We start from the raw sequence: 21065 nt of genomic DNA, 5'->3' as shown, positions 1-21065 counted from the left end.
ATTTAAATCATGTGATTATAATAGGATTTTTAATGTATACCTATAGTACCAGACTAAAATTATTATTTATAATATCTTTATTGGGTAAGGTTAGGCGGAAATTAAAAGCCAAAATTTTGACTCTGCTTACGGGATATCAATTTAAAATGGTTGGGAAAAATTTCAAATTAAACGTTAAACCTTATTGTGGTAAAAAAAATCCCGATCAAAAATGGACTGGAATCCGTATAGGCGACAACTGCTGGGTCGAGGCTGTTTATAAATACGGTGAGGACAATTTTGAACCTTGCTTGCACATCGGTAATCGCTTATGTTTAAGTGATAATGTTCATATTTCATGTGCACATTCACTAGTTTTGGGAGATGATATATTAATAGGCAGTAAAGTTTATATAGGAGATCATAGTCATGGTAGCTATAAAATTAAATGCCATGAAATAGAGCCGCCAGCTAATAAAAAACTAGGCGACATTGCCCCTATCAAAATAGGTGATTGTTGTTGGATTGGTGACAATGCTGTGATTCTTGCTGGCAGTGAAATATGTGATGGATGTGTAATTGCAGCTAATGCAGTAGTCAAAGATTTAAAAGTTGAGAAGCCATGTTTAATTGGCGGTGTTCCTGCTAAAGTTTTAAAGGTGTTTTAACATGAGTGTTTTTATTAGTATCTGTATACCATCTTATAATAGATCGGAGTTTTTAGAACCTTTATTAGATAGCATATATAATCAAGATTATGCTATTGGTAATTCAGATTTTGAAATTATCATTTGTGAAGATAAATCTCCGCAAAGAGATAAGATTTATTCTATTGTTGAACAATATAAAATAAAACACAATAAAAATAATCTCCATATTAATCTAAATAAAGATAATCTAGGGTATGATAAAAATTTAAAAAACTGTATCAGATCAGCCACTGGAAAGTATTGCATGATAATGGGTAATGATGATCTTTTAGCTGATGGAGCATTATCAAAAGTCGTTAGTGTCTTGAAAGCGAACCCTGAAATAGTATTGGCTACGCGTGCATATGGTTGGTTTAAAGATAATCCAGATGAACTATGCGACACAGTTCGTCATTTAACACAAGATACATTATTTCAACCAGGTCTTGAGGCAATTAAATTTTTCTTTCGAAGAGTGGGTGTCATATCCGGCTTTATCGTTAATGCTGAAAAGGCTAATAATTTATCCTGTGATCTATTTGATGGTCGTTTGTACTATCAAATGTACCTGGCGGGCATGCTCATGTCCGATGGGCAGGGGTACTATTTCAGTGACGTGATTACCTTATCAAGGGATACAGAGGCTCCGGATTTTGGAAATGCTGGAACTGAAAAAGGTATCTTCACTCCTGGCGGATATAAGCCTGAAGGCCGCATACATATGGTTGAGGGGCTGCTATTGATTGCTAAGCATATAGAAAATACAACGCAAATAAATGGTGTTTACGATGGAATAAAGCGAGACTTAGCAAATTATTTCTATCCATATATCCGAGATCAACTTGATTTACCATTTATGTCTTACATAAAGATGATAAATAATTTCCGAAAAATCGGATTCAATAATGAAAGACTATTCTATATCCATGCGCTATTGGGATATGTATTAAAACGTAAGGGCTATGATGCTTTGATTAAATTCATTCGCAGCAAAAATGGTGGCACTCCACGCCTTGGTATCTAATATTATATAATCCAGGTTTATGAATATATTATATGCTGCAATATTAAGTGTTAATCTATTTTCTCCATACATTAGCTCATGGATGGTTGGCATTTTACCATTTCCACCAGGAGCAATGCTTAGAGATGTACTTAATGCATTTTTTATAATGTTAGTGTTGTTTCGATTTGTTACTGAGAGGAAAAAAACTCATTTATCTCTGATTGTCGCCATATTTTCATGGGTGGCATTAGTATCATGGGTCTTAGTATTAATTATATTTTCACCAGACAAAATGCAAGCGGTAATGGGGGCTCGGAGTTATATATTATTCCCGGCTGTTTTCTTTGCTTTAGTGGTAGTGATAGCATCTTATCCTGAGACTTTTAATGTTAAAAAGATAATAGGCTATATTTTAGCATTGATGTTTATTGTGGCTACAATATCTATTATTGATGTACTAATGAAGGGTGAGTTTATTAAGTTACTCGGATACGATGAACACTATGCAGGAGAACAGTTAAATTTAATTAATAGCTATGATGATATGATTCGAGCCACTGGTGGCTTCAGCGATGCACTCAATTTTGGCTACATGCTGACATTGGGAATATTGCTATGTATGGAGTGTTTTTCACAAGGTTACAAAAGAGCATGGATGTTGATTGTTAGCTTAGTGCTTTTTACTGCAATATGCATGACGTTAACCAGAGGGGCAATTCTTGCAGCAGTAATTATTTTTGCATGCTACATAATTTCAAATAGGAGAATGTTAATAAGTGGGGCTGTACTATTTTTAATCATTGCACCCACTTTAATGGTCTCCACTAATATATTTGATCAATATATAGAGACTCTTGTCGGCAGATTTACTGATTCATCGCAGACTTCACGTGGTTCTACTCAGGGACGAATTGATATGGCGATTAATTCAGTAAGCTATCTATCTGAACATCCATCAGGTATTGGACTAGGTACCCAAGGGTCAGGGAACATGCTTTCAGTAAAGGATAATAGACTAAATACTGATAACTATTTTTTCTGGATGGCTCTAGAGACTGGAGTTATTGGTCTAATTATCAATATTTTTTACATGACCTGTCAGTTTTATGCATCAATGTTTTTAGATAGGAGGGATACTAATCATCATACCTATACGCATCTTAGAGTATATTTTCTTCTTGGGATAATTTACTTAATAAGTGCTGCATTAAGTTCAGCGCCTTCGTCATCAACCTTTTCAATATATTATTGGACAGTTTTAGCTTTGATACCTTTTTTAAATTTAACCAATAAACGGTGTGTTTAATAATGAACAATAAAAATATATTGATGGATGTTAGTTGGTCAAATATGGGAGGGATTGGGCGTTTTACTGATGAAGTTTCTAAATTACTAACTGGAATATCCCGTTCTATATTGTACAAAAATTGTGCCTCTCCTTTAGCACCTCTTGGCTTGGCTAAGAGCATTTATCAGCAGAAAAATGCTGATTTGATTTTTCTTCCTGGTTATATACCACCACTTTTTTGTTCAAAAAAATTTATACTGACAATACATGATTTGAATCATCTTGATTTGAGTGATAATTCATCTTTTTTAAAGAGATCGTTTTATAATTTTATTATCAAACGTGGCTGTCATCAAGCTTACAAAATTTTTACAGTTTCAAATTTTTCTAAAGAAAGAATAGCAAAGTGGTCTGGAGTGGATCCTGATAAAATAGTTACAGTATATAATGGAGTGTCTGAAGAGTTTAACATTAATGTAATTCCAATGGATTTAGGGTATAAATATTTATTATGTGTGGGAAATCGGAAAACTCATAAAAATGAAAAGCGCGTAATATCTGCCTTTGCTAAAGCGGACATAGCTGACTCAATCAAACTTGTTTTTTCAGGCAACCCAAGTAGTGAGTTAGAAAAAATAATCAAGCAATATGGAATAAGCGAGCGTGTGACTTTCCTTGGTTTCGTTTCGGAAGAGGACTTGCCGTCCTTATACAAAGGATCATTAGGGTTAGTTTTTCCTTCTTTATATGAAGGATTTGGATTACCGGTAGTAGAGGCAATGGCATGTGGTATTCCTGTATTGACGTCTGTAACCTCATCGTTACCGGAAGTTGCTGGTAACGCCGCAATACTTGTTGACCCTGAGGTAGTGGAGGATATTACTGAAGGTATTACAAAATTAGTCAATGATACTGTGCTGCGTGAGAGATTAATCCATAACGGGATTGTACGGGCTAAGAAATTTAGCTGGCAAAGCGTTGTTAATGAAATCGAAATGGTACTGGCCGAGGCATGTAATGGAATTAAATGAGGCAAAAATATCTCTTGTTCACGAATGGCTATTAAGCTATGCGGGTTCTGAACAGGTTTCATCGGCAATACTACATGCTTTTCCTAAGGCAGAGTTATATTCTGTAGTTGATTTCTTAACAGATGAACAACGGAAGAATTTTCTGGGAAAACATGCAACAACAACATTTATTCAAAACTTGCCAAAGGCAAAAAAGTTTTATCAAAAATATTTACCACTAATGCCCTTGGCTATCGAACAGCTTGATTTATCGGATGCTAATATTATCATTAGCAGTGCTCATTCTGTTGCTAAAGGAGTGATTTCCGGCCCAGATCAGCTGCACATTAGTTACGTTCACTCTCCTATACGATATGCATGGGATTTGCAGCATCAATATCTTCGTGAGTCAGGATTAAATAAGGGAATAAAAGGGTGGCTAGCAAAGTGGCTTTTACATAAAATACGAATTTGGGACTACCGTACAGCGCATGGAGTTGATCATTTCATCGCTAATTCACAATATATTGCGCGAAGAATTAAAAAGGTCTATGGTCGTGAAGCGACGGTGATTTATCCTCCTGTAGATGTAGATAAATTCGAAGTAATAAAAGAAAAACAGGATTACTATTTCACAGCATCGCGTATGGTTCCCTATAAACGCATTGATCTTATTGTTGAAGCTTTCAGTAAAATGCCGGATAAAAAATTGATAGTTATTGGCGATGGACCTGAAATGAAAAAAATTCAAAGTAAGGCCACAGATAATATAAAATTGCTCGGTTATCAACCTTTCGCTGTTTTAAAAGAACACATGCAGAATGCTAAAGCATTTGTTTTTGCTGCAGAGGAAGATTTTGGGATAATACCTGTTGAAGCTCAAGCTTGTGGTACCCCAGTCATAGCTTTTGGCAAAGGTGGCGCTTTAGAAACTGTTCGACCAATAAGTTTAGAGGAGCCAACAGGTGTTTTCTTTGGGGAGCAGACTGTAGCATCTTTACATGAAGCAATTCATGAATTTGAAAAATCATCTCCACTTATTACATCTCAAGCATGCAGGAAAAACGCCGAAAAATTTTCTCACTCTAGGTTTAATCAAGAATTTATGAACTTTGTAAATGAAAAGTGGAACCTTTTCAAGACAGAGCAAATTATTAAACGTTAATTATGGTTTATTAAATGTCTAAACTAGTACCAGTAATAATGGCTGGAGGTACAGGTAGTCGCTTGTGGCCACTTTCTCGTGAACATCATCCCAAACAATTTTTAAATGTTGAGGGTGAATTATCTATGCTTCAAAATACCATAAGGCGATTGGCCCCGCTTTCAGCTGGAGAACCTGTTGTAATTTGTAACGATAGTCACCGATTCCTTGTGGCTGAGCAACTTCGTGCTATCGATAAACTTGCAAATAACATTATACTTGAGCCAGTAGGACGTAATACAGCCCCCGCAATAGCACTTGCAGCATTTTGTGCACTCCAGAATGCGGATGGTGAAGACCCTCTTTTGCTCGTCCTTGCAGCAGATCATGTTATCCGCGACGAGGAAGCCTTTATTCAGGCTATTAATCATGCCGAACATCTTGCCGTACAAGGCAAACTGGTAACTTTTGGTATTGTGCCAACACAAGCAGAAACCGGTTATGGTTACATCCGTAGAGGTGAAGCGATCGGAGATGATGCTTATACAGTCGCAGAGTTTGTTGAAAAACCTGATTTTGATACTGCCTGTCGTTATCTTAAATCAGGAAAATATTATTGGAACAGTGGGATGTTTCTATTTCGCGCAAGTTGCTACTTGAACGAATTAAAACTATTATCTCCAGATATTTATAGTGCCTGTGAAAAATCAGTAGGACAAATCAATCCTGACCTTGACTTCATTCGTATCAATAAAAACGCTTTCAGCTTGTGTCCGAGTGATTCCATCGATTATGCTGTAATGGAACACACTCAGCACGCAGTAGTTGTACCAATGAGTGCAGGTTGGTCGGATGTTGGCTCTTGGTCATCACTTTGGGATATTTCCAAAAAAGATCAGCAACGAAATGTCGTACATGGTGATGTGTTTACGCATAATAGTGAAGATAACTATATTTACTCCGAGAGTTCATTTATTAGTACAGTAGGTATAAGTAATCTTGTTATTATCCAGACTGCTGATGCTTTGTTAGTTTCGAATAAAGATTCGGTTCAAGATGTCAAAAAAATCGTAGAGTACCTTAAAAATAACAACAGAGATGAATACAAACAACATTTAGAGGTATTCCGCCCTTGGGGGAAATATAACGTAATTGACCGCGGTGATAATTATTTGGTTAAGCGAATAAGTGTTAAGCCTGGTGAAAAATTTGTTGCACAGATGCATCAACATCGAGCAGAACATTGGATAGTGGTATCGGGAACCGCCCGCGTCACAAAAGGGGAACAGACATTTATCGTGTCGGAAAATGAATCAACATTCATACCGCTCAACACTATTCATGCGTTAGAAAACCCGGGGATTGTCCCATTGGAGTTAATTGAAATCCAATCAGGTACTTATCTTGGTGAGGATGACATTATTCGCCTTGAACAGCGTTCTGGATATTCAGAGGGAGATACTGATGAACTCAGCCTATAATTGCCGCGATCTCATTAATACTTCAGGGATTGCTTTTGGAACCAGTGGAGCTCGTGGTCTTGTCAAAGATTTTACGCCTGAAGTCTGTGCTGCTTTTAGCGTTTCATTTGTGACTGTAATGCAGCAACAGTTTTCATTTGATACAGTTGCTCTGGCAATCGATAATCGTCCAAGTAGCTATGCAATGGCTCAAGCCTGCGCAGCAGCCTTAAATGGTAAAGGAATCAACACTGTTTTTTATGGAGTGATTCCAACCCCAGCTTTAGCTTTCCAGTCTATTTCTGATCGCATACCAGCTATCATGGTAACTGGTAGTCACATTCCTTTTGATCGAAATGGTCTTAAATTTTATAGACCTGATGGTGAAATCACTAAAGATGATGAGATTGCTATTATTAATGCTGAATCATCATATAATTTAATTAAGCTTAGGGAGCTACCAGTCTCTGCGGTTGCTGCTGATAATTATATTTCACGATATACATCGTTGTTCCCAGTGCCGTTCCTAAAAAGTAAACGTATTGGTATTTACGAGCATTCTAGTGCTGGGCGCGATCTTTATAAACCATTATTTCAAGCTTTGGGGGCTGAAGTAATAAGTCTTGCCAGAAGTAATGAATTTGTTCCTATTGATACCGAGGCTGTGAGTGAGGATGATAGAAATAGGGCACTTGAATGGATAAGAGAATTTGATTTGGATGCTATATTTTCTACTGATGGTGATGGTGATCGACCTCTTATTTCAGACGAAAAAGGACAATGGCTGAGAGGTGATATATTAGGTCTCTTATGTTCCCTTGAGTTAGCAGCAGATGCCGTTGCTGTTCCCGTGAGTTGTAACAGCGTAATATCTTCAGGACGCTTCTTTAAACATGTTGAACTTACTAAAATTGGTTCGCCTTATGTTATTGCTGCGTTTAAAGAATTATCTCCAAATTATAATCGCATAGTAGGTTTTGAGGCAAATGGTGGCTTTCTATTGGGTAGTGATGTCTATATTAACCAACATATACTACATGCATTACCCACTCGTGACGCGGTATTGCCTGCTATTATGCTCCTTTATCGAAGCAAAGATAGAAGCATCAGTGAACTTGTTGAACATCTTCCTGCACGTTACACTCATTCCAACAGATTACAGAATATCAGTGTTAAAACAAGTTTGTCACTGATAAATATTGGTCTGTCAGATCAGCAAGCCTTATTAAAGTATATTGGGTTAAGCGATTGCCACGTGCTTTCTTCTGATGTCACTGATGGGTTACGAATAACATTAAACAACAAGAATATTATACATTTGCGTCCTTCAGGTAATGCACCTGAATTACGTTGCTATGCAGAGGCTGACTCCCCAGAAGAAGCATATAATATAGTTGAAACTGTCCTTGCTAATATTAAAAGTCAAGTTGGTTAGATTATTTTAATTTAGTGTGTACAAAGTGTTCCTTTTGAAGGGACACTTTGTCTGGTTATCTGGTGCCCATTTAGAGGGTGAGGGTTAAATGGATAATATTGATAATAAGTATAATCCACAGTTGTGTAAGCTTTTTTTAGCCATATCTGATTTGGTCTTTTTTAATGTGGCACTATGGCTGTCATTAGGTTGTGTATATTTAATTTTTGATGAAGTTCAGCGTTTTGTTCCACAAGAACAGCTGGATACACGATTTATCTCCCACTTCATTTTATCTATAGTATGTGTGGGATGGTTTTGGATTCGATTACGGCATTATACGTATCGCAAGCCATTCTGGTATGAGTTGAAAGAAATTTTTCGTACCATTGTTATTTTTGCTGTATTTGACCTGGCTTTAAGCGCCTTTTCTAAGTGGCAATTTTCACGGTATGTCTGGGTTTTTTGCTGGACATTTGCGCTTGTATTGGTGCCATTCTTCCGTGTACTTACAAAGCATTTGCTTAACAAACTTGGAATCTGGAAGAAGAAAACCATCATTCTCGGAAGTGGCCAAAATGCACTCGGAGCATACAGTGCTCTTCAGAGTGAAGAGATGATGGGATTTGATGTTGTTGCTTTCTTTGATACTGATGCAATTCATTCTGAGATTAATGGGTTACCAATAATAAAAGAAGATAAAGAAATCTGGAGTTTGAATCGTACAGGTGATATTCATTATATTCTTGCCTATGAATATACTGAGTTAGATAAAACACAATTTTGGCTTCGTGAGTTATCAAAGCATCATTGCCGATCAGTAACTGTGGTTCCTTCTTTTCGCGGATTGCCATTGTATAATACAGATATGTCCTTTATTTTTAGCCATGAAGTTATGCTGTTAAGGATACAGAACAATCTTGCAAAGCGTACCTCCCGTTTCCTTAAACGAACATTTGACATCGTTTGTTCAATATTAATTCTATTAGTGGCATCACCCCTTATGATTTATCTTTGGTATAAAGTTACCCGAGATGGAGGTCCAGCGATTTACGGCCATCAACGCGTAGGGCGGAACGGTAAATTATTTCCGTGTTATAAATTTCGTTCAATGGTGATGAATTCGCAAGAAGTATTGAAAGATCTTCTGGATAAAGATCCCGATGCGAGAGCTGAGTGGGAAAAAGATTTTAAACTTAAAAATGACCCTCGCATTACTGCTGTTGGGCGTTTTATTCGAAAAACCAGTCTTGATGAATTACCCCAACTGTTCAATGTATTAAAAGGTGAGATGAGTTTGGTTGGGCCACGCCCAATCATTTCGGATGAACTTGAACGGTATTGTGATGATGTTGACTATTATTTGATGGCAAAACCAGGAATGACAGGTCTGTGGCAAGTTAGTGGTCGCAATGATGTGGACTATGAAACGCGTGTGTATTTTGACTCCTGGTATGTCAAGAACTGGACACTCTGGAATGATATTGCCATTTTGTTTAAGACAGTGAAGGTTGTTTTACATCGAGACGGCGCGTATTGAGTCTCGTTAGACATGGCTGATTACTACCCAAAAGGAAGCACTGGTACATCAATTACTACCTTCCTGCCTTGCCTCTGAGTTAACATGCTATTCACTTAAGCCCCCGGAGTTTGTCCCGGTGGGTAACCACACCTGACAGGAGTATGTAATGTCCAAGCAACAGATCGGCGTCGTCGGTATGGCAGTGATGGGGCGCAACCTGGCGCTCAACATCGAAAGCCGTGGTTATACCGTCTCCGTTTTCAACCGCTCCCGTGAAAAGACCGAAGAAGTGATTGCCGAGAACCCTGGCAAGAAACTGGTGCCTTACTACACGGTAAAAGAGTTTGTTGAATCCCTCGAAACGCCTCGTCGTATCCTGTTAATGGTGAAAGCGGGAGCAGGTACAGACGCTGCCATTGATTCCCTGAAGCCGTATCTGGACAAAGGCGATATCATTATTGATGGCGGTAACACATTCTTCCAGGACACCATTCGTCGCAATCGTGAACTGTCGGCCGAAGGCTTTAACTTCATCGGTACCGGCGTGTCCGGTGGTGAAGAGGGCGCACTGAAAGGGCCTTCTATCATGCCTGGTGGCCAGAAAGAGGCTTACGAACTGGTCGCGCCAATTCTGACCAAAATCGCAGCTGTTGCCGAAGATGGTGAGCCATGTGTAACCTATATTGGCGCCGATGGTGCGGGCCACTATGTGAAGATGGTCCACAACGGTATTGAATACGGTGACATGCAGTTGATTGCTGAAGCCTACTCTCTGCTGAAAGGTGGTTTGAACCTGTCTAACGAAGAGCTGGCGACCACCTTCACCGAGTGGAACGAAGGTGAATTAAGCAGCTACCTGATTGACATCACCAAAGATATCTTCACTAAAAAGGATGAAGACGGTAAATATTTGGTTGATGTGATCCTGGATGAAGCGGCGAACAAAGGTACCGGTAAATGGACCAGCCAAAGTTCTCTGGATCTTGGGGAACCCCTGTCTCTGATCACTGAGTCTGTATTCGCTCGTTACATCTCCTCCCTTAAAGACCAGCGTGTTGCTGCATCTAAAGTGCTGTCTGGTCCGCAGGCTAAACTGGCTGGTGATAAAGCAGAGTTCGTTGAGAAAGTACGTCGCGCTCTGTACCTGGGCAAAATCGTCTCCTATGCGCAGGGTTTCTCTCAACTGCGCGCTGCGTCTGACGAGTACAACTGGGATCTGAATTACGGTGAAATCGCGAAGATCTTCCGCGCAGGCTGTATCATTCGCGCTCAGTTCCTGCAGAAGATCACCGATGCTTATGCTGAAAACAAAGGCATCGCAAATCTGCTGTTGGCTCCTTACTTCAAAAACATCGCTGACGAATATCAGCAGGCGCTGCGTGATGTAGTGGCTTATGCTGTGCAGAATGGTATCCCGGTACCGACGTTCTCTGCCGCCGTAGCATACTATGACAGCTACCGTTCTGCGGTATTGCCGGCGAACCTGATTCAGGCTCAGCGTGACTACTTCGGTGCACACACCTATAAACGCACTGATAAAGAAGGTGTGTTCCACACCGAATGGCTGGATTAATCTGATTTAACCCAATCGTAAATGCAGGCCCGGAGCGCTCCTCCGGGCTTTTTTATGGGCAAAAAACGGCATTCGGCTTGGTCTGATAGGCCTTACAGTTATAAATCACGATATAATGATTGCATGCTGATCCGATACGACAAAGTTGGGTCTAACGATGGTGACACGTTCACCCTTAAATGTTTAACCGGAAGAAGTTGCAGAGCGAATGAAGATAACTATCTCAGGAACAGGTTACGTAGGCCTGTCGAACGGCATTCTGATCGCCCAGCACCATGAAGTGGTTGCCCTGGATATCGTTCAGTCTAAAGTCGACATGCTGAATCAGAAAAAATCGCCGATTGTTGATAAAGAGATCGAAGAGTATCTGGCCACGAAACCGCTGAATTTCCGTGCGACAACCGATAAGAATGATGCTTACCGCGATGCTGACTACGTTATTATCGCCACCCCGACTGATTACGACCCGAAAACCAACTACTTCAACACCTCCAGTGTGGAATCAGTAATCCGCGATGTTGTTGAAATTAATCCAAATGCAGTGATGGTCATAAAATCCACCATTCCGGTGGGCTTTACGAATTCCATTAAGGAGCAGTTGGGTATCGACAATATCTTTTTTTCGCCGGAGTTTTTGCGTGAAGGCCGTGCGCTATACGACAACCTGCATCCGTCTCGTATCGTAATTGGTGAGCGTTCCGAGCGCGCCGAGCGTTTTGCTGCACTGCTACAGGAAGGGGCCGTGAAGAAAGATATTCCGACCCTGTTTACCGACTCTACCGAAGCCGAAGCTATTAAGCTTTTCGCCAACACTTATCTTGCGCTGCGCGTAGCCTATTTTAACGAGCTGGACAGCTATGCAGAGAGTCTGGGGCTGAATTCGCGTCAGATTATTGAAGGAGTATGCCTGGATCCGCGTATCGGCAACCATTACAACAACCCATCATTCGGTTACGGTGGCTACTGCCTGCCGAAAGATACTAAGCAGTTGTTGGCTAACTATGCTTCAGTACCGAATAATATTATTGGCGCGATTGTTGATGCTAACCGTACGCGTAAAGATTTTATTGCTGACTCTATCCTCGCCCGTAAGCCGAAGGTGGTGGGGGTATATCGCCTGATTATGAAGAGTGGTTCTGATAACTTCCGTGCATCTTCCATTCAGGGAATAATGAAACGGATTAAAGCTAAGGGTGTGCCCGTTATTATTTATGAACCTGTCATGAAAGAGGATGAGTTCTTCCGTTCTCGAGTGATACGTGACTTAGACGCCTTTAAGAATGAAGCAGATATTATTATTTCTAACCGTATGACGCCGGAACTGGATGATGTCGCCGAAAAGGTGTACACGCGAGATCTGTTTGGCAATGATTAAATATCGTTTCTGTAAAAAAGGCCTTTTGAAAGGCCTTTTATTACATTAAACCAGATTGCAATTATACTTTGTAGAAATCACGATACCAGTCAACAAAGTTTTTCACGCCATTTTTAACTGTTGTTTCGGGTTTAAAACCAATAACCTCATACAGTGCTTTAGTATCTGCGCTGGTTTCCAGTACGTCGCCAGGCTGTAGTGGCAGCATATTTTTAGCTGCTTCAATACCAAGGGCATCTTCCAGTGCCTTGATGTAATCCATCAGCTCAACTGGTGAACTATTTCCAATATTGTACACGCGATAGGGCGCAATGCTTGTTGCCGGGGTTCCGGTCTCAACGGTCCATTGTGCGTCAACCTGCGGAATGATGTCCTGCAAGCGAATAATTGCCTCTGCGATATCATCAATATAGGTAAAATCACGCTTCATTTTTCCGAAGTTATACACGTCAATACTTTTACCTTCGAGCATTGCTTTGGTGAACTTAAAGAGCGCCATATCAGGGCGACCCCATGGACCGTATACAGTAAAGAAGCGCAGGCCTGTTGTAGGTAGTCCGTACAGGTGCGAATACGTGTGTGCCATTAGTTCATTAGCTTTTTTGGTCGCGGCATACAGAGAAACGGGATGGTCGACCGAATCATCCGTAGAAAAAGGCATTTTGCGGTTCAGGCCGTATACTGAACTGGAGGAGGCATAGAGCAAATGTTGTACTTTATTATGCCGACAACCTTCAAGCACGTTCAGAAAGCCAGTAAGGTTAGAGTCAGCATAGGCGTGCGGGTTTTCGAGCGAATAACGTACGCCAGCCTGTGCGGCAAGATGTATTACACGGTCAAAATGCTCGCTTGAAAAAAGCTCAGCCATCGTGTCCCGATCGGCTAAATCAATTTTATGAAAATTGAAACCGGGTTGCGCCAGTAAATCCAGACGAGCTTGTTTAAGGTTCACGTCGTAATAGTCGTTAAGATTATCAGTACCGACGACTTGGTGGCCTGCCTTCAGGAGGCGCTTGCTAACGTGGAAGCCGATAAAACCAGCGGCTCCCGTAACCAGAAATTTCATTTTTTGTTCCTCTTTCAGGCTAAATTATAGCCAGGTGCCAGCAGGCACCACAAAACAAGAATGATACCGTTAGATGGCAAGAAAGATAATCGTTAAGTGTCATTACGCCAACCTCTGTTTTGGTGATGAAAAACATATTCATGACGTGAATTTGTTGATTAATCAGATTAATCCTCAGTAACGGGCATCTGAACGTTGATGTTAATGATTTCCTGAGTAACTTTTTCTGTGATGATTAAAATACCAATCAAAATCCTGTAAACAATCTGCGATTTTTATCAATAATCCTATGGCATTACCCGTATATATGACTACACTATTTCCAGTTTCGGTTTTTCCTCATTTAGGGTATTTATGTCTGTGGGCGATAACAACACATCCGGGCGCAGTAACGATCCGGAACAGATTGATTTGATTGATTTAGTAGTGCAGTTGTGGCGTGGCAAAGTGACGATTATTGTTTGTGTGATTGTTGCGGTTGCGCTGGCGGCTGGCTATCTGATGATTGCTAAAGAAAAATGGACTTCGACAGCAATTATTACTCAGCCGGATGTTGGTCAGATTGCGACCTACAATAACGCATTCAACGTTATATATGGTAACAGTGCGCCAAAAGTAACAGATCTTCAGATGGATGTGGTTGGTCGTTTTAGTACGTCTTTCTCTGCGTTAGCCGAAACACTCGATAACCAGGAAAAACCAGAAAAATTGACCATTGAGCCGTCGGTTAAAGGTCAGCAGCTGCCGCTGGCGGTTTCTTATGTAGGTAATTCAGCAGAAAATGCGCAGCGTCAGCTGTCTGAATACATTCAACAAACTGATGAGAAAGTTGCTAAAGAGCTTGAACTCGACTTGGCTGATAACATCAAGTTGCAAACGACTACGCTTGAAGACTCTTTGAAAACTCAGGAAGTGGTTGCTCAGGAGCAAAAAGAATTGCGAATTAAGCAAATCCAGGAAGCATTGCGCTATGCCGAACAGGCGAATGTAACCAAGCCGCAGCTCCAGCAAACTCAGGATGTTACTCAGGACAGTATGTTCCTTCTGGGTAGTGAAGCCCTGAAATCGATGATTGAGCATGAGTCTACACGTCCCCTGGTGTTCTCTGACAGCTACTTTCAGACCAAACAAAAGCTCTTGGATATCGAGAATCTGAAGCTTGAGGGGGCAGAGATGCACTCCTACCGTTATGTGATGAAACCAAGCTTACCTGTGCGTCGTGATAGTCCGAAAAAAGCAATTACTCTGGTTCTGGCAGTACTGCTGGGTGGGATGATTGGTGCGGGTGTGGTTCTTGGTCGCAACGCTCTGCGTAGTTACAACGCAAAAGCGCAGTAAGTCATCATTTATTTACTGCAAAAGAAAAACCGGGCGTTGCCCGGTTTTTTTGTGTCTGCAGATTACTGATGACGTTTACGTAAATTCTCAATCACCGTGGTCAGATCGAGATCCTGGTCCTGCAACAGAACCAACAGGTGATACATCAGGTCTGATGCTTCATTGGTCAGTTCGAAACGATCATGCACCGTCGCGGCCAATGCGGTCTCGACACCTTCTTCACCGACCTTCTGGGCAATTCGTTTAGTGCCACTTGCATAAAGCTTCGCGGTGTAAGAGCTGGCAGGATCCGCCGTTTTACGTTCAGCAAGCAGTTGTTCAAGTTGATACAGGAAAAGCCACTGATGGCTTGCTTCACCAAAACAACTGCTGGTGCCTTTATGGCAGGTTGGTCCAACTGGATTGACCAGCACCAACAGGGTGTCGTTATCGCAATCGGGTGTAATGCTGACAACATTGAGAAAGTTGCCAGAGGTTTCACCTTTGGTCCACAAACGCTGTTTGGTGCGCGAGAAAAAAGTCACTTTCCCGCTTTCGAGGGTTTTCTCCAGCGCCTCCAGGTTCATATAGCCGAGCATCAATACTTCCCCGGATACCGCATGTTGCACAATGACCGGAATCAGTCCGTCGGTTTTTTCCCAGTCAAGTTCCCGGCTTTGTTGCTTCGTTAGCATATCCTGATCTCCACGCCCTGTGTCGCCAGGTACGTTTTTAATTCACCAATATTAATTATCTGTTTGTGGAAGACTGAAGCCGCGAGTGCGCCGTCGACATCTGCATCTCTGAATGCCTCGAGGAAGTGTTCCATCGTTCCTGCACCACCAGAGGCGATCAGTGGAACATGGCAAACCTCGCGCACTTTTTTTAGCTGCTCCAGATCGTAGCCGTTACGAACACCGTCCTGGTTCATCATATTGAGGACGATTTCGCCTGCCCCGAGTTTTTGCACTTCTTTTACCCAGTCGAGAGTTTCCCACTGGGTGACGCGGGTACGGTTTTCATCACCGGTATATTGATTGACGTGATATTTTCCGGTTTCTGTATCATGCCAGGTATCAATACCTACCACAATGCACTGCACACCAAAACGGTCAGCCAGGCGGGTAATCAGCGTCGGGTCGGCCAGCGCAGGGGAATTGATTGAGATTTTATCTGCACCAAAAGTGAGTATTTTGGCTGCGTCTTCCGCCGACTTAATGCCGCCAGCAACACAGAACGGAATGTCTATCACTTCTGCCACACGTGAAACCCAGCTCTTATCAACCACACGGCCATCGCTGGAAGCAGTGATATCGTAGAACACCAGTTCATCCGCACCTTCATCGGCATAACGTTTTGCCAGCGGCACGATGTCGCCAATGATTTCGTGATTGCGAAACTGGACGCCTTTGACAACCTGTCCATCGCGAACGTCCAGACATGGAATTATGCGTTTTGCCAGCATTGGATGGCCTCCTCAACGGTGAATTTACCTTCCAGCAGAGCACGGCCGACGATCACGCCGCGAACGCCTGTCCCGCGCAGAGCGGCCACATCTTCAATATCACCAATACCGCCAGAGGACTGAAATGCCACCTGCGGGTATCTGGTGCAGACCTCTTCATAAAGCGAGACGTTTGAGCCAGCCAGCGTGCCATCGCGGGAGATATCTGTACACAGCACATGCTTCAGGCCAACGGGTAAATAGGTCTCAACCAGTTCTTCCAGCGAAACGCCGGAGTCTTCCTGCCAGCCGCTGACCGCTACCTGTTTGTTGCCCTGGGCATCAATACGCACATCGAGTGCCAGTACCAGCGCATCGGCGCCAAAGCGGGTGAACCAGCCTTTAACCATCTCTGGAGATTTTACCGCTGTGGATCCGATAACCACACGCGCAACACCCGCGTCCAGCAGGGCTGCAACGTCCTCTTCAGTGCGCACGCCGCCGCCAACCTGTACCGGAACGTTTACGCCAGCGACCAGCGTTTTAATCAGCGGTATTTGTCGTTTCAACGGATCCTTTGCACCGGTCAAATCCACCAGGTGCAAAACCTGCGCACCTTGCGCGGCGTAGTCTTGTAGACGCGGTAAGGGATCGTTGCCGTAATCGCGCTGTTGCGTGTAATCGCCCTGATGGAGGCGCACAACCGTGCCGTCGATTAAATCTAATGCCGGAATAATCATCACATCTCCAGAAAGTTTTTCAGCAACTGCGCCCCTGCGGAACCCGAACGTTCAGGGTGAAACTGCACGCCGAAGAAATTGTCTTTTTGTACTGCAGCGGTAAACGGTTCGCCGTAGTTGCACTGAGCGATAGTCCACGGATTCACCGGCATGGCGTAGCTGTGCACAAAATAAAAATATGCGCCGTCCTCAATGCCCTGAAACAGACGGTTCCCGGCCTGCGGATATACGCGGTTCCAGCCCATATGCGGTAGTGGCAGGCCAAAATCGGTCATTTTGGGCACGTCCTGCTCAATAATGCCCAACAGGTCGACACCGTTACTTTCTTCGCTGCGGCGACCGAGAAGTTGCATGCCCAGACAAATCCCTAACACAGGTTGTGTACAGGCTTTGATCAGCTCTATCAGTTCTCGTTCTTGTAACTGATCCATTGCCGACTGCGCGGTGCCAACACCGGGCAGAAAGAGTTTATCGGCGCGCAGTACAACATCGGCGTCACGACTGACAATAGGATCGTATCCATGACGCGCCACGGCGGATTTCACCGAGTTCAGGTTGGCGCAGCCAGTATCGAGGATCACCACATTCATCACAGCACTCCTTTTGAGGAGGGAAGCGTGTCGCCTTCCACGCGAATCGCCTGACGCAGCGTGCGACCAAATGCTTTGAACAAGCTTTCCACGCGGTGGTGGTCATTTTTGCCTTTGGTTTTCAGATGCAGCGTTACACCCATGGTGTAAGAGAGCGAGCGGAAAAAGTGTTCAATCATCTCCGTGCTCAGATCGCCGACGCGCTGATAGGTAAATTCAGCCCGGTATTCCAGGTGAGGGCGCCCGGAAATATCCAGTGCGCAGCGTGCCAGACACTCGTCCATCGGCAGTACAAAACCAAAACGGTTGATTCCGCGTTTATCGCCCAGAGCCAGCTTTAAGGCTTCGCCCAGCGCCAGACCGGTATCTTCCACCGTGTGGTGATCGTCGATATACAGATCGCCTTTGACGGTAATTTCCATGCAAAAACCGCCGTGGGTCGAAATTTGATCCAGCATGTGGTCAAAGAAACCAACGCCGGTATTGATTTTGCTGCGACCCTCGCGGTCCAGCCAGACTTTGACGTCAATCTGTGTTTCTTTGGTATTACGCTCAACGTGAGCGTAACGATCGCGTCGGGTTAACTGTTCGGCAATTATCGACCAGTTCAGGGTTTCACGGTTATAGCGTAATCCGGTAATTCCCATGTTTTCAGCAAGTTGAATATCGGTCGCCCGATCGCCAATGACGTAGCTGTTCGCGGCGTCCAGCGCTTGCTCAACCAGGTACTGTTCGACCAGCTTCACTTTTGGCTTACGGCAATCGCATTCATCCGCTGGCAGATGCGGACAGATCAATACTTCATCAAATACCACCCCCTGAGAGGTGAATATCTGCATCATCAGGTTGTGCGGGCCGTCAAAATCTACCTGCGGGAAACTTTGCGTTCCCAGGCCATCCTGGTTGGTTATCATCACCAGCTTATAACCTGCCTTTTGCAGTTTCAGTAGCGCAGGGACAACCTCCGGCTCAAAAGCGAGCTTGTCAAAGCGATCAACCTGAAAGTCACTTGGCGGTTCAGAAATCAGGGTTCCATCACGGTCAATAAAAAGATACTTCTGGCTCATACTTGCTCCGCACGTAAGGCGTCAATGACGCGCTGGCTCTCTTCACGGGTTCCGACAGTAATACGCAGGCAGCCGCTTAACGAAGGTTGTTTGTTCTGGTCTCGTAAGATAATGCCCTGATCCCACAGAGATTTAAACACAGAACTGGAGGCGGTAAAGCGGGCCAGAATATAGTTGGTTTCAGAGGTGAAAACCTGCTCCACGCAGGGGATTGTTTTCAGGTTATCGACCAGATACTGGCGCTCTTGCAGGATCTGCGTCACCCGTTTACGCATGGCTGAAATCCCTTGTGGCGTCAGTGCCTGGGCGGCGATGTCTGCCACTGGGGTAGAAAGCGGGTAGGGTGCAATCACTTTCAGCAGCAGGTTGATAATTTCTTCATTAGCCAGCGTAAATCCGCAGCGCAAGCCTGCAAGGGCAAACGCTTTGGAAAGCGTGCGCAGGACCACCAGGTTCGGATATTCAGAAAGCCAGCCTGCCAGCGTTGCCTGCGGACAAAACTCAATATAGGCTTCATCGGCGACCACGATGGCTTTCCCCTGCGTCATGTCGAGCAGTGAGCGCAGGTCCTGTGGGTTGATCAACTGACCTGTTGGATTATTCGGGCTGCAAACGTAGACAACCTTTACACCATCAAGCTTCTCAGCTATGCCCTGTAAATCCAGTTGCCAGTCGTCAAGAGTAGGGACGGTGCGGCATTCAACGCCGATGGTTTCGGCGCTGACGCTGTACATGCCATAGGTTGGCGGGCAGTAGAGAATCGCATCTTTGCCGGGTTCACAAAATGCGCGGATCAACAGCTCAATACCTTCGTCTGCCCCACGACTGACCAGTACCTGCTGTGGTTTCACGTCTGCGTACTGTGCGTAGTTCTCGATCACCGCTTTCGGCTGACATTCCGGATAGCGGTTTAGCGTCTGCTGGCTTAACTGGAATTCAACAGCGGTCGGAAACTCATTAGCATTCAGCCAGACATCGCCATTACCGCCCAGACGGCGGGCGGACTGATAGGGCGTCAGCTCACGAACATTTTTACGGGCTAAATCGGTAACGCTGAGAATGTTATCAGTACTCATGCTTGCTCCTTCAGGGCGTTAACACGCAGGGTGACGGCATTTTTGTGGGCGGTCAGTCGCTCAGCGGCGGCCAGCGTTTCAATCGTAGAGGCCAGGGCTGAGAAACCTTGCGGTGATAATTCCTGTACGGTCATCCGTTTCTGGAAATCAGCCAGCCCAAGACTTGAGCAGGTTGCCGTATAGCCATAGGTTGGCAGGACGTGGTTGGTACCTGAAGCGTAATCACCCGCCGATTCCGGCGACCAGTCACCGAGAAATACCGAACCGGCACTGGTGATGTCATCAACCAGTTCCCGCGCGTTACGGGTCTGAATAATCAAATGTTCCGGACCGTACTGATTAGAGATGGCGATGCATTGCTGCAAATCTTTAGTCACAATCAGGCGACTGGCGCTTAACGCCTGACGAGCGGTTTCCGCGCGAGGCAGTTCAGCAAGCTGGCGTTCTACCGCTTCAGCGACACGGCGTGCGATATCAGCATCCGGCGTCAGCAGGATCACCTGAGAGTCCGGTCCGTGTTCGGCCTGAGAAAGTAAGTCAGAGGCTACGAAATCCGGTGTTGCGCCGCTGTCGGCAATCACCAGCACTTCTGACGGGCCCGCAGGCATATCGATTGCCGCACCGTCCAGACGCTGGCTGATCTGGCGTTTGGCCTCGGTCACAAAGGCATTACCGGGGCCGAAAATTTTGTCCACTTTCGGTACAGATTCGCTACCAAACGCCAGCGCGGCGATGGCCTGCGCGCCACCGACGTTAAACACGTCCTGTACTCCGCATAACTGCGCCGCATACAAAATTTCATCGGCAATAGGCGGCGGGGAACACAGCACTACTTTTTTGCATCCCGCTATACGAGCTGGAGTGGCAAGCATTAATACCGTAGAGAAGAGCGGTGCAGACCCTCCGGGAATATACAGGCCAACAGAGTTCACCGGACGGGTCACCTGCTGGCAGCGCACGCCGGGCTGCGTTTCGATATCTACTGGTGGCAGTTTTTGCGCGTTATGGAAAGTTTCGATGTTGTTTACCGCCACAGCCATGGCCTGCTTGAGGTCATCACTCAGGCGTGCGCTGGCGGCGGCAATGTCTTCGGCGCTGACTTTCAGCACACTGACCGTGGTTTTATCAAACTTTGCGCTGTATTCGCGCAGCGCCGTATCACCACGTGATTTGACGTTATCCAGAATGTCGCTGACGGTACGGGTGATGCTGTCTGAGGCGGAAATTGCCGGGCGCATCAGTAATTCGCGTTGCTGCTCGGGGCTACAGCTATTCCAGTCAATGATTGTGCTAAAGCTCATGGCG

Annotated in this window: 19 protein-coding genes; 11 read left to right on the top strand and 8 right to left on the bottom strand. The window is 44.2% G+C overall.

Annotated features, from left to right (window positions below):
* Window positions 1–32 precede the first annotated feature (32 nt).
* The 10 genes from LG384_RS14585 (at window position 33) to ugd (ending at window position 12460) form a co-directional block, all read left to right on the top strand.
* The gene (locus LG384_RS14585; protein WP_225761129.1) at window positions 33–647 is read left to right on the top strand and encodes a DapH/DapD/GlmU-related protein; all 615 of its coding nucleotides are present in this window, start codon (window positions 33–35) and stop codon (window positions 645–647) included.
* Between the two features lies 1 nt (window position 648).
* Window positions 649–1692, top strand: coding sequence for a glycosyltransferase family A protein (locus LG384_RS14580; protein WP_225761128.1), 1044 nt, complete (start codon window positions 649–651; stop codon window positions 1690–1692).
* Window positions 1693–1711: 19 nt separating this feature from the next.
* Window positions 1712–2980, top strand: coding sequence for an O-antigen ligase family protein (locus LG384_RS14575; RefSeq protein ID WP_304522405.1), 1269 nt, complete (start codon window positions 1712–1714; stop codon window positions 2978–2980).
* A 2-nt stretch (window positions 2981–2982) separates the two neighbouring features.
* Window positions 2983–3993: a glycosyltransferase family 1 protein gene (locus LG384_RS14570; protein ID WP_225761127.1), complete on the top strand. Its 1011-nt coding sequence runs from the start codon at window positions 2983–2985 to the stop codon at window positions 3991–3993.
* Entirely contained in the window at window positions 3980–5137 is a 1158-nt protein-coding gene (locus LG384_RS14565) for a glycosyltransferase family 4 protein (RefSeq protein WP_225761126.1), read from the top strand. The genes LG384_RS14570 and LG384_RS14565 overlap by 14 nt, the downstream gene beginning before the upstream one ends.
* 14 nt (window positions 5138–5151) lie before the next feature.
* Window positions 5152–6597, top strand: coding sequence for a mannose-1-phosphate guanylyltransferase/mannose-6-phosphate isomerase (locus LG384_RS14560; RefSeq protein ID WP_225761125.1), 1446 nt, complete (start codon window positions 5152–5154; stop codon window positions 6595–6597).
* Entirely contained in the window at window positions 6581–8011 is a 1431-nt protein-coding gene (locus tag LG384_RS14555; protein WP_225761124.1) for a phosphomannomutase, read from the top strand. The genes LG384_RS14560 and LG384_RS14555 overlap by 17 nt, the downstream gene beginning before the upstream one ends.
* Window positions 8012–8099: 88 nt before the next feature.
* Window positions 8100–9530: an undecaprenyl-phosphate galactose phosphotransferase gene (locus tag LG384_RS14550; protein WP_045444616.1), complete on the top strand. Its 1431-nt coding sequence runs from the start codon at window positions 8100–8102 to the stop codon at window positions 9528–9530.
* A gap of 148 nt (window positions 9531–9678) precedes the next feature.
* Window positions 9679–11085, top strand: coding sequence for an NADP-dependent phosphogluconate dehydrogenase (gndA, locus tag LG384_RS14545; protein WP_045444613.1), 1407 nt, complete (start codon window positions 9679–9681; stop codon window positions 11083–11085).
* A gap of 208 nt (window positions 11086–11293) precedes the next feature.
* Entirely contained in the window at window positions 11294–12460 is a 1167-nt protein-coding gene (gene ugd / locus LG384_RS14540; RefSeq protein ID WP_045444610.1) for a UDP-glucose 6-dehydrogenase, read from the top strand.
* A gap of 61 nt (window positions 12461–12521) precedes the next feature.
* Here the strand turns inward: ugd and LG384_RS14535 are convergent, their stop codons facing one another.
* On the bottom strand, window positions 12522–13526 hold the full coding sequence (locus LG384_RS14535; RefSeq protein WP_225761123.1) for an NAD-dependent epimerase: 1005 nt from the start codon (window positions 13524–13526) through the stop codon (window positions 12522–12524).
* Window positions 13527–13880: 354 nt separating this feature from the next.
* On the opposite strand from LG384_RS14535, the gene wzzB reads away from it, so the two are divergent.
* Window positions 13881–14864: an LPS O-antigen chain length determinant protein WzzB gene (gene wzzB, locus LG384_RS14530; protein ID WP_045444604.1), complete on the top strand. Its 984-nt coding sequence runs from the start codon at window positions 13881–13883 to the stop codon at window positions 14862–14864.
* Between the two features lie 62 nt (window positions 14865–14926).
* On the opposite strand, the gene hisIE is transcribed toward wzzB, so the two are convergent.
* From hisIE to hisD, 7 genes are read right to left on the bottom strand one after another with little or no spacing between them, the layout of a single operon-like run.
* On the bottom strand, window positions 14927–15538 hold the full coding sequence (gene hisIE, locus LG384_RS14525; RefSeq protein ID WP_048221123.1) for a bifunctional phosphoribosyl-AMP cyclohydrolase/phosphoribosyl-ATP diphosphatase HisIE: 612 nt from the start codon (window positions 15536–15538) through the stop codon (window positions 14927–14929).
* Complete coding sequence (gene hisF, locus LG384_RS14520; protein ID WP_045444599.1) at window positions 15532–16308, bottom strand: imidazole glycerol phosphate synthase subunit HisF; 777 nt, start codon at window positions 16306–16308, stop codon at window positions 15532–15534. Before hisF ends, hisIE begins: the two co-directional genes overlap by 7 nt.
* Window positions 16290–17027: a 1-(5-phosphoribosyl)-5-[(5-phosphoribosylamino)methylideneamino]imidazole-4-carboxamide isomerase gene (gene hisA / locus LG384_RS14515; protein ID WP_225761122.1), complete on the bottom strand. Its 738-nt coding sequence runs from the start codon at window positions 17025–17027 to the stop codon at window positions 16290–16292. The genes hisF and hisA overlap by 19 nt, the downstream gene beginning before the upstream one ends.
* Entirely contained in the window at window positions 17027–17617 is a 591-nt protein-coding gene (hisH, locus tag LG384_RS14510; RefSeq protein WP_048221125.1) for an imidazole glycerol phosphate synthase subunit HisH, read from the bottom strand. The genes hisA and hisH overlap by 1 nt, the downstream gene beginning before the upstream one ends.
* Window positions 17617–18684 carry a bifunctional histidinol-phosphatase/imidazoleglycerol-phosphate dehydratase HisB gene (gene hisB / locus LG384_RS14505; protein WP_048221127.1) on the bottom strand — a complete coding sequence of 356 codons (1068 nt, stop codon included), beginning with the start codon at window positions 18682–18684 and terminating at the stop codon, window positions 17617–17619. Before hisB ends, hisH begins: the two co-directional genes overlap by 1 nt.
* Complete coding sequence (hisC, locus tag LG384_RS14500) at window positions 18681–19760, bottom strand: histidinol-phosphate transaminase (protein WP_045444590.1); 1080 nt, start codon at window positions 19758–19760, stop codon at window positions 18681–18683. Before hisC ends, hisB begins: the two co-directional genes overlap by 4 nt.
* Entirely contained in the window at window positions 19757–21061 is a 1305-nt protein-coding gene (gene hisD, locus LG384_RS14495) for a histidinol dehydrogenase (protein WP_225761121.1), read from the bottom strand. Before hisD ends, hisC begins: the two co-directional genes overlap by 4 nt.
* Window positions 21062–21065 lie beyond the last annotated feature (4 nt).

The organism is Citrobacter sp. Marseille-Q3906 (assembly GCF_916618775.1).
Classification (GTDB): Bacteria; Pseudomonadota; Gammaproteobacteria; order Enterobacterales; family Enterobacteriaceae; genus Citrobacter; species Citrobacter murliniae.
The sequence above is the reverse complement of the archived record's forward strand: the minus strand, read 5'-3'. Positions and strand labels throughout refer to the sequence as shown.

Excerpts from the sequence above, each read along its gene's own strand:
- wzzB (WP_045444604.1), top strand. The coding sequence starts at position 13,881 with ATGTCTGTGGGCGATAACAACACATCCGGGCGCAGTAACGATCCGGAA.
- hisF (WP_045444599.1), bottom strand. The coding sequence starts at position 16,308 with ATGCTGGCAAAACGCATAATTCCATGTCTGGACGTTCGCGATGGACAG.
- gndA (WP_045444613.1), top strand. The coding sequence starts at position 9,679 with ATGTCCAAGCAACAGATCGGCGTCGTCGGTATGGCAGTGATGGGGCGC.
- LG384_RS14585 (WP_225761129.1), top strand. The coding sequence starts at position 33 with ATGTATACCTATAGTACCAGACTAAAATTATTATTTATAATATCTTTA.
- LG384_RS14575 (WP_304522405.1), top strand. The coding sequence starts at position 1,712 with ATGAATATATTATATGCTGCAATATTAAGTGTTAATCTATTTTCTCCA.
- hisB (WP_048221127.1), bottom strand. The coding sequence starts at position 18,684 with ATGAGCCAGAAGTATCTTTTTATTGACCGTGATGGAACCCTGATTTCT.
- ugd (WP_045444610.1), top strand. The coding sequence starts at position 11,294 with ATGAAGATAACTATCTCAGGAACAGGTTACGTAGGCCTGTCGAACGGC.
- LG384_RS14550 (WP_045444616.1), top strand. The coding sequence starts at position 8,100 with ATGGATAATATTGATAATAAGTATAATCCACAGTTGTGTAAGCTTTTT.
- hisC (WP_045444590.1), bottom strand. The coding sequence starts at position 19,760 with ATGAGTACTGATAACATTCTCAGCGTTACCGATTTAGCCCGTAAAAAT.
- LG384_RS14570 (WP_225761127.1), top strand. The coding sequence starts at position 2,983 with ATGAACAATAAAAATATATTGATGGATGTTAGTTGGTCAAATATGGGA.
- LG384_RS14555 (WP_225761124.1), top strand. The coding sequence starts at position 6,581 with ATGAACTCAGCCTATAATTGCCGCGATCTCATTAATACTTCAGGGATT.
- LG384_RS14535 (WP_225761123.1), bottom strand. The coding sequence starts at position 13,526 with ATGAAATTTCTGGTTACGGGAGCCGCTGGTTTTATCGGCTTCCACGTT.
- hisD (WP_225761121.1), bottom strand. The coding sequence starts at position 21,061 with ATGAGCTTTAGCACAATCATTGACTGGAATAGCTGTAGCCCCGAGCAG.
- hisH (WP_048221125.1), bottom strand. The coding sequence starts at position 17,617 with ATGAATGTGGTGATCCTCGATACTGGCTGCGCCAACCTGAACTCGGTG.
- hisA (WP_225761122.1), bottom strand. The coding sequence starts at position 17,027 with ATGATTATTCCGGCATTAGATTTAATCGACGGCACGGTTGTGCGCCTC.
- LG384_RS14560 (WP_225761125.1), top strand. The coding sequence starts at position 5,152 with ATGTCTAAACTAGTACCAGTAATAATGGCTGGAGGTACAGGTAGTCGC.
- LG384_RS14580 (WP_225761128.1), top strand. The coding sequence starts at position 649 with ATGAGTGTTTTTATTAGTATCTGTATACCATCTTATAATAGATCGGAG.
- LG384_RS14565 (WP_225761126.1), top strand. The coding sequence starts at position 3,980 with ATGGAATTAAATGAGGCAAAAATATCTCTTGTTCACGAATGGCTATTA.
- hisIE (WP_048221123.1), bottom strand. The coding sequence starts at position 15,538 with ATGCTAACGAAGCAACAAAGCCGGGAACTTGACTGGGAAAAAACCGAC.